The following is a 13,295-nucleotide window of genomic DNA, read 5'->3' as shown; positions in this document are numbered from 1 at the left end:
GGAAGCTCCAGACAATAGCACGCCAGCAGGTAGAATGCCGCCCACGCCATACGGCGCGCCGCGGAATGCCTCGTTCGCCCCGCCGCGCCAACCGGCCGGTGCCTACCCGCGTTATGCTGTGAAGACTGTCGAACACAGCCGGGCCGCCGGCTTCACCCGAACACCGAGCATCCCATGACCTTTACCGAGCTGCTGTCCAATGCCTGGCAGCGAAACGATTCCCTGCTGTGCGTCGGGCTCGATCCGGACCCGGCCAAGCTGCCGCTGTCGATGACCGGCACTGGCGGCGCAATCTTTTCGTTCTGCCGGGAAATCGTCGATGCCACGGCCGATTTGGTCTGTGCCTTCAAGCCGCAGATTGCCTATTTCCACTCGCAGCGTGCCGAGGACCAGCTCGAGCAGCTGATCGAGTACATCCACGACGCCCATCCCGGGATTCCGGTGATCCTCGACGCCAAGCGCGGCGATATCGGCTCGACGGCCGAGCACTACGCAATCGAGGCCTTCGAGCGCTACAAGGCCGACGCGGTGACCGTCAGCCCGTACATGGGTTTCGATTCGATGTCGCCGTACCTGGCGCATCCGGGCAAGGGTGTGATCGTGCTGTGCCGTACGTCGAATCCCGGCGGGTCGGACGTGCAGTTCCTGCAGGTCGACGGCAAGCCGCTGTACCAGGTGGTGGCCGAGGCCGCGCGCGAGCGCTGGAATACCAATGGCCAGATGGGCCTGGTGGTGGGCGCGACGTTCCCGAACGAAATCGCCAAGGTGCGCCAGATCGTGGGCGACATGCCGCTGCTGATCCCGGGCATTGGCGCCCAGGGCGGCGACATCGAGGCCACCGTCAAGGCTGGCCGGACGGCCGACGGCACCGGCATGATGATCAATTCCTCGCGCGCGATCCTGTACGCCAGCCGTGACAAGGATTTTGCCGCCGCAGCCCGCAACGTGGCGCTGCAGACGCGCGAGACGATCAACCGTTACCGCCACGGCTGATCGCTGACGCCCGTTCCCTTGCCCGGCCGGGTGAGGGGAGAAACGCCGCGGGTATTCCGGCGGTACTGCCTTTATTCCTCGTTCCGGATCATCTCGATCAGCCCGCGCATCGCGTGCTCGGCCGCCTGGCGGCGGATCTGGGCGCGGTCGCCCTTGAAGCGCTGGGTTTCGGTGCGGGTGGTGATGCGGTTGCTCCAGCCGAAGCACACCATGCCCACCGGCTTTTCGGGCGAGCCCCCGTTTGGCCCGGCCACGCCGGTAATCGACAGCGAGACCTGCGCGCGGCTGTTCAGCAGCGCGCCCTCGGCCATGGCATGGGCCACTTCCTCGCTGACCGCGCCATGGTCGCGAATCAGCTTGGCGGGCACGCCGATCATGGTGGTCTTGGCTTCGTTCGAATAGGTCACGAAGCCGCGCTCGAACCAGCCCGACGACCCCGAGACATCGGTGATGGCCGCCGCCACCAGCCCGCCCGTGCAGGACTCGGCGGTAGCCAGCATGAGCGAACGTTCCGCGAGGGTGACTCCGGCCTGGATGGCGAGCTGGTCAAGCAGGCGGCTGACGGACATGGCGACGGTTCCCCGGGATCCTGGTGATGTGATGACGAAAGGGATGGGCGCTCAGAACGAGCGCCACAGGGCAAAGACCAGCAGCGTATAGAACGCCGCGAAGATATCGTCGAACATCACGCCGAACGCCCCCGTGAAGCCGGGCCCCTTGAGCGTGCGGTCGTAGTAGCGGATCGGCGCCGGCTTGACGATATCGAAGAAGCGGAACCACAGGAAAGCGGCGAACTGGCCCCAGAAGCCGGTGGGCATGACAAACACCAGCACCAGCCAGAAGGCGACGATCTCGTCCCAGACCATGCTGCCGTGGTCGTACACGCCCATGTCCCGCGCGGTGCGCAGGCAGGCCCAGATGCCGACCAGGAACCCGCCGGCGATGATCCACAGCCACGTATTCGGCTCGATCCACATCGAGATCACGACATACGACAGCCAGCCATACAGCGTGCCGACCGTGCCCGGGCTCACCGGCGACAGGCCGGAGCCAAAGCCCAGCGCGATCAGGCGGGCAGGATGGCCGAGCATGAAGCGGGCGGTCGGGCGCATGACCCTGGCGGTCTGGCCGGCTTCCAGCGTGACGGGCTCGGCAGGATTGGCGGGGTCGCGCGGCGCGGCCCCGGGGGGGTAAGCGGACATCAAGAACCTGGCTCGACTTTCTAGTGATATATGGCGCGCAAGCTTGCAACTCTCCCTGTTGCACGCATGGCTGGAATCATGACACGGCTTGCACGCGATGTGTCAGGGGGCGCTGAAATGATCGAACGACGTGCCAGTGAACGTGAACGGGTCGCCATTGGCGTCGACGAGGCGCAGGCCGGGCTCCGATGTGATCGAACCGGCACGGGTCAGCGGCAGGCCGAGTTGCCGGCCAATGGCGGCGATGGCCTCGCGGTTGCCCATCGGGGCGGTGAAGCACAGTTCGTAGTCGTCGCCGCCGGCCAGCACGCATTCGCGCTGCAATGGCAACGGCTGAGCGCCAAGAATCTCGGATCGGGGCAGCGCGTCGACATCCACGATCGCGCCCACCGACGAGCGCGCCAGGATATGACCCAGGTCCCCGATCAGGCCATCGGAAATATCAAGTGCAGCATGGGCCACACCACGCAGCGTCATGCCCAGCGCCACGCGCGGGGCGGGCGTGTCCATGCGTGGGCGGATCACCGTGAAATCAGGCTCTGGCAGCAGCCATTCGCCGCGGCAGTCGCCCAGCGCAAGGCGTGCATCGCCGAGCGTGCCGGAAATCCAGATGTCGTCGCCAGGGCGCGCGGCGTCGCGGCGCAGCGCCTGGCGCGGCGGCACATCACCAAATACCGTGATCGACAGCGTCAGCGGCCCCTTGGTGGTATCGCCGCCGATCAGCTCGCAGCCGTGGTCGTCGGCCAGTGCCAGCATGCCGCCGGCAAATGCTTCGAGCCAGGCCGGATCCGCTTCCGGCAACGCCAGCGCCAATGTGAACGCGCGCGGCTCGGCACCCATGGCGGCCAGGTCCGACAGGTTCACGGCCAGCGCCTTGTGTCCAAGTGCGCGAGGCGGCACGTCAGGGAAGAAATGGCGGCCGCTGACCAGCATGTCGGTGCTGATGGCGAGCTGGTGGCCCGGCCGGGCATCGATCAGCGCGCAGTCATCGCCCACTCCCAGCGCGGCCTTTTGGACGGGACGCGTGAAGAACCGGCGAATCAAATCGAATTCGGACAGGGAAGCGGGGGTGGGATCTGGCATGAGGTGGGAGCATACCGGCTGGTCAAGCCCATCGGCATGCGGCATATTGTACCGAAACGCAAAGGTGCCCCGCGCAAAACGCCCATTGTGAAATAGTTTTTCACAATATAAAATGCGCCATCCTTTAGCGTGCAAATCAAAAGCGCGTACAAGCGGAGACAACGGGTTCGTGGAGCCGGCCCGTGATCTCCCAGCGTTATTCAGTGCGGCTCCACCGATCGGAAGATGCGCAGATGACAAGCCCTCAGCAGTCCCCGTCCCAAGACGATCTGAAACAGCAGCAGCGTGAGGCGCTGCGCAAGGCCGCACTCGAATACCACGAGTTTCCGACCCCCGGAAAGATTTCCGTCACCCCGACCAAGCCGCTGTCGAACCAGCGCGACCTGGCCCTGGCCTATTCGCCGGGCGTGGCCGCCGCTTGCGAGGAAATCGTGGCCGACCCGGCCAATTCGTTCCGCTATACCGCGCGTGGCAACCTGGTGGCCGTGATCACCAACGGTACCGCCGTGCTGGGCCTGGGCGACATCGGCGCCGCGGCGTCGAAGCCGGTGATGGAAGGCAAGGGCGGCCTGTTCAAGAAGTTCGCCGGCATCGACGTCTTTGACATCGAGATCGACGAAAAGGACCCCGAAAAGCTGGTGGACATCATCGCGTCGCTGGAGCCGACGTTCGGTGGTATCAACCTCGAAGACATCAAGGCGCCGGAATGCTTCTACGTGGAGCGCAAGCTGCGCGAACGGATGAAGATTCCCGTCTTCCACGATGACCAGCACGGCACCGCCATCGTGGTGGGCGCGGCAGTCATCAACGGCCTGAAGGTCGTGGGCAAGGACATCTCCAAGGTCAAGCTGGTGGCCTCGGGCGCTGGCGCGGCCGCGCTGGCCTGCCTGGACCTGCTCGTCGACATGGGCCTGCCCATCGAGAACATCTGGGTGACCGACCTGGCTGGCGTGGTCTATGAAGGCCGCACCGAACTGATGGACCCGGAAAAGGCGCGCTTCCAGCAGAAGACCGACAAGCGCAAGCTGGCCGAAGTCATCGATGGCGCCGACATCTTCCTGGGCCTGTCCGCCGCCGGCGTGCTGAAGCCCGAGATGGTGCAGAAGATGGCCGAGAGCCCGCTGGTGCTGGCGCTGGCCAACCCGAATCCGGAAATCATGCCGGAACTGGCCAAGGAAGTGCGTCCGGACGCCATCATCGCCACGGGCCGTACCGACTACCCGAACCAGGTCAACAACGTTCTCTGCTTCCCGTTCATCTTCCGTGGCGCGCTCGATTGCGGCGCCACCACGATCACGCGTGAAATGGAGATCGCCGCCGCCAATGCCGTGGCGGAGCTGGCGCGCCAGGAACAGAGCGATATCGTGGCCTCGGCCTACGGTATCCAGGACCTGTCGTTCGGCCCCGAATACCTGATCCCGAAGCCGTTCGACCCGCGCCTGATCGTCAAGATCGCACCGGCCGTGGCCGAAGCCGCCGCCAAGTCGGGCGTGGCCGCGCGTCCGATCGAGGACATGGACGCCTACCGCCTGCAGCTGCAGCAGTTCGTCTACCACTCGGGCACGCTGATGAAGCCGATCTATGCGGCCGCGCGCAAGGTGGAGATGGAAAAGAAGCGCATCGTCTTTGCCGAGGGCGAAGAAGAGCGCGTGCTGCGTGCCGTGCAGGTGATCGTCGACGAAAAGCTGGCGAACCCGATCCTGATCGGCCGTCCGGCCGTGCTGGCGCACCGCATCGAACGCTTCGGCCTGCGCCTGCGCATGGGCGTCGACTTCACCGTGGTCAACCCCGAGCACGACGACCGCTTCCGCGATTACTCGGACGCCTACTACCGCATGATGGCCCGCGAAGGCATCACGCAGCAGTACGCCAAGCTGGAAATGCGCCGCCGCACCACGCTGATCGGCGCGATGCTGCTCAAGAAGGGCGAGGCCGACGGCATGATCTGCGGTACGGTCAGCACCACCGCGGCCCATCTGCGCTACATCGACCAGGTGCTGGGCGGTACCAACTGCGTCTACGCCGCGATGAATGGCCTGGTGCTGCCGGGCCGCCAGATCTTCCTGGTGGACACGCACGTCAACATCGATCCGACCGCCGCCGAGCTGGCCGAGATCACGCTGATGGCCGCCGAGGAGCTGAAGCGCTTTGGCATCGAGCCGAAGGTTGGCCTGCTGTCGCATTCGAACTTCGGTACGTCGGAAGCCCCGTCGGCCCGCAAGATGCGCGACACGCTGGCCATCCTGCGCGAGCGCGCGCCCGACCTGGAAGTGGACGGCGAAATGCACGGCGACAGCGCGCTGGACGAAAAGCTCCGCGATTCGCTGGTGCCGGATGGCTCGCTCAAGGGCGAAGCCAACCTGCTGGTCTGCCCGAACATCGACGCGGCCAACATTTCGTACAACCTGCTCAAGGTGGCAGCCGGCAACAACGTTGCCATCGGCCCGATCCTGCTGGGCGTGAAGGCGCCGGTCCACATCCTGACGCCGTCGGCAACGGTGCGCCGTATCGTCAACATGACGGCGCTGGTGGTGGTGGACGCCGCCGCCAAGGCCTGATCGGCCGTTTTACCGGCGGCCATTTGCGGCCGCCGGAGCCAAGTGGTGCAAGAGCCGGGTTCGCCCGGCTTTTTTCATGCCCGTGTCAGATCGCCGTCTGCACGGTTAGTATGCGCACACATATCAATAACATGTTGAAACAATTGAGGAAATTCGGGGCGCCGGGGTGCGGGGATTGATTAATGATGGACTTGCGCGTAACCTTACGGCTTTGAATGCGGACGCTCGCCTGGGCGTGCCGGCAGCCGCTGGGAGTCCATAAAGAGACTGAAGCGATGCCGGAATGACCCGCCATCAACTTTCGCCAACGATTCATTCACTATCGTGGGTTCCCGGATTTCACAAAGCCAGTCGCAGCGGCAGTCACATTGGCAGTCCCTGAGCCTGGCGCGAAGCCTGGGCCACGTGTTGGCCGGCGCGGCGCTGTCGATGGCGCTGGCCCTGTCGCCGCAAGGCGCGATGGCAAGGCAGTCGCCCGACGTGTCCGGGGTGGGAACCATCCAGGCACAGCAGTTGCCCAACGATGCGCGGCAAACGATGGATCTGATACAGGCAGGCGGCCCGTTCCCGTATGACAAGGATGGTTCGCGGTTCGGCAACTACGAACGCATCCTGCCGCAGCAGCCTCGTGGGTATTACCGCGAATACACCGTCAAGAACAGCAAAAGCCGGAATCGGGGAGCCAGGCGGATAGTTTGCGGTGGTGATCAACGCGCCGCCAACGACTGCTATTACACGGAAGACCACTACAACAGTTTCAAACGGATAACCAAATGATGACTGACATTTTCGGATTGGGCGACGCCCTTGCCGCCCGCGAGGAGCGCGGCGCCGGAGATGGCTGGCAAAGGGCTCACCATCAGGCCCAGAACCTTTATGACAATGTGCTGATGATGCCGCGCCAGGATCTGACGCCCCGACTTCCGCCCACCTGTGCCCCTGTCATGGCTACATGGGCTGACGACGGCACCAACGAGGGAGCCATGAATCTGTTCAAGACGGTGCGCCCTAACATCGTCCAGTCGATCCGCGCATTCCGCGTGCCCGAGCTGGCCCAGGCAGCCGCCGCGCTGAATCAGCATTTCCTGTACGCAAACTGTGCCGACTGCGCCAGCAAGGCCGAGATCCTGGAACGCATCGCCACCGAATTCACGTTCCCGAAGCATTTCGGCAAGAATTTCGATGCCTTGTCCGACTGCCTGACCGACATGATCCACAAGTCGGGGCCGCAGCCCGGTTTCGTGATCGTGCTCGAAGGCTTGCCGATTGCGCAGAAGTTCGACAAGGAAGCACGCGAGGTGCTGCTGGACGTGTTCCGCGACGCCGCCGAGTTCTGGAGCGAGCGCAAGGTGCAGTTCCGGGTGTTCTACTCGTTCGCCTGATCGTCTCGAACGGACTATCCGACTAAAAAAGCCCGCTGGTGTCAGCGGGCTTTTTGTTTGTGGCCTGGTCGGCCGTACGTAGGGGGGTGTCAGGCTGCGGGCGGTACCTGGCCGTTCGGCGTCAGCCGGTCGATCAGTTCCGGCAGGCCTTCGCTGAGGCTGGCCGCCACATCGTCCGACGACATTCCGGTGGTTTCGGCCAGCGACTGCAGCGCGCCGGTGTTGCCCAGCGCGGCCGACAGGTCGTTGGCGCTGACAGCCTGGTTGGTGCCGGTGCCGATCCAGGAGTCGACCTGCTGGCCCAGACCGGCCTGGGCCAGGATATCGCGCAGCGCGCCAATGCCGCCCGAGGCCGCGCCCATGGCCTGGGCCGATGCGCCGGCTTCGCCTTGTCCGCCGAGCAGGCCGCCCAGCAGCGAACCGAGATCGAGCCCGCCCGGTGCCGGTGCACTGCCGCCGCCCAGCATGCCGCCGAGCACCCCGCCCAGGCCACCAAGCCCGCCCAGTCCGCCCAGCGGGCTGTCACCGGCGTCGGCCGGCGCCACGCTGCCGTCGGCGCCCTGGCTCTTGTGCCGCATCGCCAGCATTGCCAGCAGGCCCAGGGCCATCATCAGCTTCGGATTGATGCCGCCGGACTGGCCTTCATGCTGCTGGCCGCCAAGCTGGCCGAGCACGCCACCGAGTACGCTATCGAGTAGTCCCATCTCAGACTCCTTATCTCAAAATCCGCCAAGGATGGCGTTCAGCGTTGCCAGGCAAGCCAGCCCGGCCGTTTCCGTGCGCAGGATGCGCGGTCCCAGTGACACGCCGATAAAACCGGCCCGCCGCGCGGCGTCTTCCTCGTCAGGGGAAAGTCCCCCCTCGGGGCCGATCAGCAGTGTCACGCCTTCGGCGCGCCAGGCGTCGCGGTGGGCGTTGGCCAGATCCGGCAACGATCCCGTGGCGCGTGGCGACAGCAGCAGCCGGGCACCCGTGGCCGGCGCCGCCGCCAGCCACGCTTCAAAAGTAGCGACCGGCGCCAGCGCCGGCAAGCGATTACGGCCACATTGCTCGCACGCAGCCTGCACCAGCGCCTGCCAGTGCGCCTGCCGCTTGAGCGCCCGGTCGCCCGACAGGCGCACCACCGAGCGGCTGGCCTGCAGCGGCTGGATGGCGGCCACGCCAAGTTCCACGGCCTTTTCGATCAGCCAGTCCATCTTGTCGCCGCCGGCCAGGCCTTGCACCAGCGTGATCGCGAACGGGGTTTCGGCTTCGGCGGCCTCGTGAGCGCCGATCTGCGCCGTGGCGTGACGCTTGCCGATCTCGCCGAGCGTGGCGGAATGGCTGCCGCCCTGGCCGTTGAACAGCGTGATGGCGTCGCCGGGGGCCAGGCGCAGCACCTGCACATGGCGGACCACGGCTTCGGGCAAATCAAGTACGGCATCGGCGGCCAGCGCCGCATCGACAAAGAATCTGGGTGGCATCAGGGGGTGGGTTTGGCGTCCGGAGCCTTGGCCAGCGGCGTGGCAAAGCCCCATCGGTATCCATCGGGATCTTCGACCATGCAGTATCTGTCGCCCCAGAACTGGTCGGCGGGCGGCGTGATGCTGGTGGCACCGGCGCCGGTGGCCCGCGCGTACATGGCGTCGACATCCTCGCAATACAGGTAGAACGTCTGCGGTGCCTCCACGCCCATCGAGCGCGGCGTGCGGGCCGTGCTGCCCCATGCGCCCTCGGGCGCGAACATGATGACGATCTGGCCCTGGTAGTGCATTTCGGCGTGCGTGGGCACGCCGTTCTCATCGACGACATGCCCGGCATCGAAGCCGAATGCCCGTTGGTAGAAATCAAGGGCGGCGCGTCCGCTGGCGACCGTGAGATAGGGCGTCAGCCAGGGCGTGTTGGGCGGTCTGGACATGAGGGTCTCCCGGATGGCACGAAGGCCCCGCGCGCACGGCAGCGGCGGGGCGTTTGTGCATGTTACGCGGGACGGCCTGCGCTGTCGAAGATCGCCTGCAAATGGCGCGGATGATTGAACAGCGCCGGGTGCAGCCCGGCGTGGTACGACCGCAGCGCGCCATCGAGTTTCCACTGCTGCAGCCGCGCCGCAATGCGCTCCGGCGGATGGGCGGCAATGTCCAGCGCATCGCTGGCAAGCGCGATCCCCCACAACGCACCGTACGCCGGCACGAAGGTGGCAAGCGGCGCCACGTTGCTGAACACCTGGCGCAGGCGCGACAGCAGCAGCCGCGCCGCCTCCGGCCGGTGCCAGGGCGGGCCCAGATGCAGCGACATCGCGCCGCCGGCAGTCAGGCAGCGCCGCGCCGTCTGCAGGCCGTGCGGCGAGAAGAGGGCCGCGGCGGGGCTGCCGTCGTCGGCTTCGGTCAGGTCGTAGACGATCAGGTCGAACTGCCGCCCGGCGCGCGCAAACGCTTCCATCAGGCCCAGCCCGTCGCCAATCGCTAGATGCAGCCGCGGATCGCCCGGTTCGTCGAGGGCGCCCCGGTGAATGCCGGGCAGCCATTCGCGCGCCAGGCGCACCACTTCGGCATCGAGTTCGGCCACCACCACTTCCCGCATGGTGGGAATTCGCAGCAGTTCGAAGGCCGACCCACCGTCTCCGCCGCCCACCACCAGTGCGCTACGTGGCGAACCGTGCACTACGGCCATCGGCACGGTCATCAGTTCGTGCTGGATGAAGGCGTCGGCTTCGGTGCTCATCACGCGGCCATCCAGTCGGAAGATGCGGCCAAAGCGCGCGTTCTCGCCAATTTCCACCTGCTGGTGCGGGGTGCGCGCCGCCGCCAGTACGGCAATGTCGCCCAGCGTGGTGCCCGCGCCGGGCACCAGCCATTCGGTCCAGGTCTGAGACCCCCTTCGAGCCGCGTCTGCGCGCCCGGAAATGCCGCCTGCTTCTGCTAAAATTGCGGTTTTCCCGCCGTCAGGTTCTCGCATGTCTGCCCTCGTCCATCCCGCCACCAGTCCTTTTGCCAATCAACCCGTCAAGCTGATGGCCGATGCCATCCGCGTGCTTGCCATGGATGCCGTCCAGCAGGCCAACTCCGGTCACCCCGGCGCGCCGATGGGTATGGCGGACATCGCCGTGGCGTTGTGGGGGCGGCACCTGAAGCATAACCCGGTCAATCCGCACTGGGCCGACCGCGACCGCTTCGTGCTGTCCAACGGCCACGGATCGATGCTGATTTATGCCTTGCTGCATCTGACCGGCTACGACTTGCCGGTGGAAGAGCTGCGCAATTTCCGCCAGCTGCACAGTAAGACCGCCGGCCACCCGGAATACGGCATCACCCCGGGCGTGGAAACGACCACCGGCCCGCTGGGCCAGGGCATCACCAACGCGGTGGGCATGGCACTGGCCGAGCGCCTGCTGGCCGAGGAATTCAACCGCCCGGGCTTCGACATCGTCAACCATCACACCTACGTGTTCATGGGCGACGGCTGCCTGATGGAAGGTATCAGCCACGAGGCCTGCTCGCTGGCCGGCACGCTGAAGCTGAACAAGCTGATCGCACTGTGGGATGACAACGGCATCTCGATCGACGGCGACGTGGTGCACTGGTTTGCCGACGACACGCCGAAGCGCTTCGAAGCGTACGGCTGGAACGTGATCCGCGGCGTGGACGGCCACGATGTGGTGGCGGTGGACAATGCCATCGCCCAGGCCAAGGCCAGCGACAAGCCGACGCTGATCTGCTGCCGCACGATCATCGGCAAGGGCGCCCCGAACAAGGAAGGCGGCCATGACGTGCACGGCGCCCCGCTGGGCGGTGCCGAAGTGCTGGCCACGCGCGAGGCGCTGGGCTGGGCCCACGCCCCGTTCGAGCTGCCGGAAGACGTCTACACGGCCTGGAACGCCAAGGCCACCGGCGGCGCGCTGGAAAAGGCCTGGGACGCGCTGTTCGACGCCTACACCGAAGTGCACCCGTACGAAGCCGGTGAATACAAGCGCCGCATGCGCGGCGAGCTGCCCGGTTCGTTCGATGCCGCCGTCGATGCCTTTATCGCCAAGTGCGAGGAAAAGGCCGAGACCATCGCCACGCGCAAGGCCAGCCAGAACACCATCGAGGCCTTCGCGCCCGTGCTGCCGGAGTTCCTGGGCGGCTCGGCCGACCTGACCGGCTCGAACCTGACCAACTGGTCGGGCACCAAGGCCGTGCGCTTCGATGCCTGGGGCAACCACATCAACTACGGTGTGCGCGAGTTCGGCATGAGCGCCATCATGAACGGCATCACGCTGCATGGCGGCTACGTGCCCTACGGCGCCACGTTCCTGACGTTCTCGGACTACAGCCGCAATGCGCTGCGCATGGCCGCGCTGATGAAGATCCGCACGCTGTTTGTGTTCACGCACGATTCGATTGGCCTGGGCGAAGACGGCCCGACGCACCAGTCGATCGAGCACGTGGCCAGCCTGCGCCTGATTCCGAACATGGACGTATGGCGTACCGCCGACACGACCGAAACGGCCGTGGCCTGGGCAGAGTCGATCCGCCGCACGGACGGCCCGAGCTGCCTGATCTTCAGCCGCCAGAACCTGCCGTTCCAGAAGCGTGACGACGTTACGCGTGCCAACATCGCCCGCGGCGGCTACGTGCTGCGCGATGCGAAGAACCCGCGCACCAAGCGTCCGGACGCCGTGATCCTGGCGACGGGCTCGGAAGTGGGCCTGGCCGTGGGCGCCGCCGATGCGCTGGCCGCCGAAGGCGTGCATGTGCGCGTGGTATCGGTGCCGGCCACGACGGTGTTCGACAAGCAGGACGCCGCCTACAAGGCCAGCGTGCTGCCGGCAGGCGTGCCGCGTATCGCCGTGGAAGCCGGCGTGACCGATTTCTGGTGGAAGTACCAGGTCCAGGCGGTTGTCGGCATCGACACGTTCGGTGAATCGGCCCCGGCCGGCGTGCTGTTCAAGCACTTCGGCTTCACGGTAGACAACGTGGCGGACACGGTTCGCGCCACGCTCGCCCAGTAATTTCCGCCCGCGCGGTCAGCCGGTGCGATGCGCCGGCGACCGGCGCCGGCCACCGGCTTTATCGATTGCACTCTAGGAGATAGACATGACCATCAAGATCGGCATCAACGGCTTTGGCCGTATCGGACGCATGGTGTTCCGCGCCGCCGCCGCGAACTTCAAGGACATTGAAGTCGTTGCCATCAACGACCTGCTGGAGCCGGACTACCTGGCCTACATGCTGAAGTACGACTCGGTCCATGGCCGCTTCGACGGCGAAGTGTCGGTGGAAGGCAACACGCTGGTCGTGAACGGCAAGAAGATCCGCCTGACCGCCGTGAAGGATCCGTCGGAACTGAAGTGGGGCGAAGTCGGTGCGGACGTGGTCATCGAATCGACCGGCATCTTCCTGACCAAGGAAGGCGCGCAGAAGCACATCGACGCCGGCGCCAAGAAGGTGATCATGTCGGCCCCGTCGAAGGACGACACCCCGATGTTCGTGTACGGCGTGAACCACGAGTCGTACAAGGGCGAAGCGATCATCTCGAACGCCAGCTGCACCACGAACTGCCTGGCCCCGGTGGCCAAGGTGCTGAACGACAAGTGGGGCATCAAGCGCGGCCTGATGACGACCGTGCACGCCGCCACGGCCACGCAGAAGACCGTTGACGGCCCGTCGAACAAGGACTGGCGCGGTGGCCGCGGCATCCTGGAAAACATCATCCCGTCGTCGACCGGCGCCGCCAAGGCCGTGGGCGTGGTGATTCCGCAGCTGAACAAGAAGCTGACGGGTATGTCGTTCCGCGTGCCGACGTCGGACGTTTCGGTGGTCGACCTGACCGTCGAACTGGAAAACCCGGCAAAGTACGAGGAAATCTGCGCCGAGATGAAGGCCCAGAGCCAGGGCGCGCTGAAGGGCGTGCTGGGCTACACCGAAGACAAGGTTGTTGCCACGGACTTCCGCGGCGATGCCCGCACCTCGATTTTCGACGCCGAAGCCGGTATCGCGCTGGACGGCACGTTCATCAAGGTCGTGAGCTGGTACGACAACGAATGGGGTTATTCGAACAAGTGCCTGGAAATGGCACGTGTCGTTGCCAAGTAATTGGCAATCGCCTCATGAAAAACG

General features: G+C 65.7%; 13 protein-coding genes. 6 read left to right on the top strand and 7 right to left on the bottom strand.

What is annotated here, in order from left to right:
• The first annotated feature begins 174 nt into the window (after window positions 1-174).
• Window positions 175-993, top strand: coding sequence for an orotidine-5'-phosphate decarboxylase (gene pyrF, locus A9J21_RS04445; protein WP_066732290.1), 819 nt, complete (start codon window positions 175-177; stop codon window positions 991-993).
• Window positions 994-1,064: 71 nt separating this feature from the next.
• On the opposite strand, the gene A9J21_RS04440 is transcribed toward pyrF, so the two are convergent.
• From A9J21_RS04440 to thiL, 3 genes are all read right to left on the bottom strand, one after another.
• Complete coding sequence (locus tag A9J21_RS04440) at window positions 1,065-1,562, bottom strand: CinA family protein (RefSeq protein WP_066732287.1); 498 nt, start codon at window positions 1,560-1,562, stop codon at window positions 1,065-1,067.
• Window positions 1,563-1,613: 51 nt separating this feature from the next.
• Window positions 1,614-2,195, bottom strand: coding sequence for a phosphatidylglycerophosphatase A (locus A9J21_RS04435; protein WP_066732285.1), 582 nt, complete (start codon window positions 2,193-2,195; stop codon window positions 1,614-1,616).
• Window positions 2,196-2,297: 102 nt separating this feature from the next.
• Complete coding sequence (thiL, locus tag A9J21_RS04430) at window positions 2,298-3,278, bottom strand: thiamine-phosphate kinase (protein ID WP_066732283.1); 981 nt, start codon at window positions 3,276-3,278, stop codon at window positions 2,298-2,300.
• A gap of 233 nt (window positions 3,279-3,511) precedes the next feature.
• Here thiL and A9J21_RS04425 point away from each other — a divergent pair, with 233 nt between their 5' ends.
• The 3 genes from A9J21_RS04425 to A9J21_RS04415 all read left to right on the top strand — a co-directional run bounded on the left by A9J21_RS04425 (window position 3,512) and on the right by A9J21_RS04415 (window position 7,218).
• The gene (locus tag A9J21_RS04425) at window positions 3,512-5,836 is read left to right on the top strand and encodes an NADP-dependent malic enzyme (protein WP_066732281.1); all 2,325 of its coding nucleotides are present in this window, start codon (window positions 3,512-3,514) and stop codon (window positions 5,834-5,836) included.
• A gap of 429 nt (window positions 5,837-6,265) precedes the next feature.
• Window positions 6,266-6,613, top strand: a complete 348-nt coding sequence (locus tag A9J21_RS04420) for a ribonuclease domain-containing protein (RefSeq protein ID WP_066732504.1) — start codon at window positions 6,266-6,268, stop codon at window positions 6,611-6,613.
• On the top strand, window positions 6,610-7,218 hold the full coding sequence (locus A9J21_RS04415) for a barstar family protein (RefSeq protein WP_066732280.1): 609 nt from the start codon (window positions 6,610-6,612) through the stop codon (window positions 7,216-7,218). Before A9J21_RS04420 ends, A9J21_RS04415 begins: the two co-directional genes overlap by 4 nt.
• Before the next feature lie 89 nt (window positions 7,219-7,307).
• Here the strand turns inward: A9J21_RS04415 and A9J21_RS04410 are convergent, their stop codons facing one another.
• The 4 genes from A9J21_RS04410 to A9J21_RS04395 all read right to left on the bottom strand — a co-directional run bounded on the left by A9J21_RS04410 (window position 7,308) and on the right by A9J21_RS04395 (window position 10,044).
• Entirely contained in the window at window positions 7,308-7,922 is a 615-nt protein-coding gene (locus tag A9J21_RS04410) for a YidB family protein (protein ID WP_066732279.1), read from the bottom strand.
• A 15-nt stretch (window positions 7,923-7,937) separates the two neighbouring features.
• The gene (locus tag A9J21_RS04405) at window positions 7,938-8,681 is read right to left on the bottom strand and encodes a 16S rRNA (uracil(1498)-N(3))-methyltransferase (RefSeq protein ID WP_066732278.1); all 744 of its coding nucleotides are present in this window, start codon (window positions 8,679-8,681) and stop codon (window positions 7,938-7,940) included.
• On the bottom strand, window positions 8,681-9,115 hold the full coding sequence (locus A9J21_RS04400) for a glyoxalase/bleomycin resistance/extradiol dioxygenase family protein (protein ID WP_066732276.1): 435 nt from the start codon (window positions 9,113-9,115) through the stop codon (window positions 8,681-8,683). The genes A9J21_RS04405 and A9J21_RS04400 overlap by 1 nt, the downstream gene beginning before the upstream one ends.
• Window positions 9,116-9,177: 62 nt before the next feature.
• A complete protein-coding gene (locus tag A9J21_RS04395; RefSeq protein WP_231906799.1) occupies window positions 9,178-10,044 on the bottom strand; it encodes a spermidine synthase in 867 nt (288 codons plus the stop codon).
• Between the two features lie 106 nt (window positions 10,045-10,150).
• Here A9J21_RS04395 and tkt point away from each other — a divergent pair, with 106 nt between their 5' ends.
• Complete coding sequence (tkt, locus tag A9J21_RS04390) at window positions 10,151-12,187, top strand: transketolase (RefSeq protein WP_066732274.1); 2,037 nt, start codon at window positions 10,151-10,153, stop codon at window positions 12,185-12,187.
• Window positions 12,188-12,272: 85 nt separating this feature from the next.
• Entirely contained in the window at window positions 12,273-13,271 is a 999-nt protein-coding gene (gene gap, locus A9J21_RS04385) for a type I glyceraldehyde-3-phosphate dehydrogenase (protein WP_066732272.1), read from the top strand.
• Window positions 13,272-13,295 lie beyond the last annotated feature (24 nt).

Source organism: Cupriavidus sp. D384 (genome assembly GCF_001652915.1).
GTDB lineage: Bacteria > Pseudomonadota > Gammaproteobacteria > Burkholderiales > Burkholderiaceae > Cupriavidus.
This window is presented reverse-complemented; position numbering and strand designations above follow the sequence as displayed.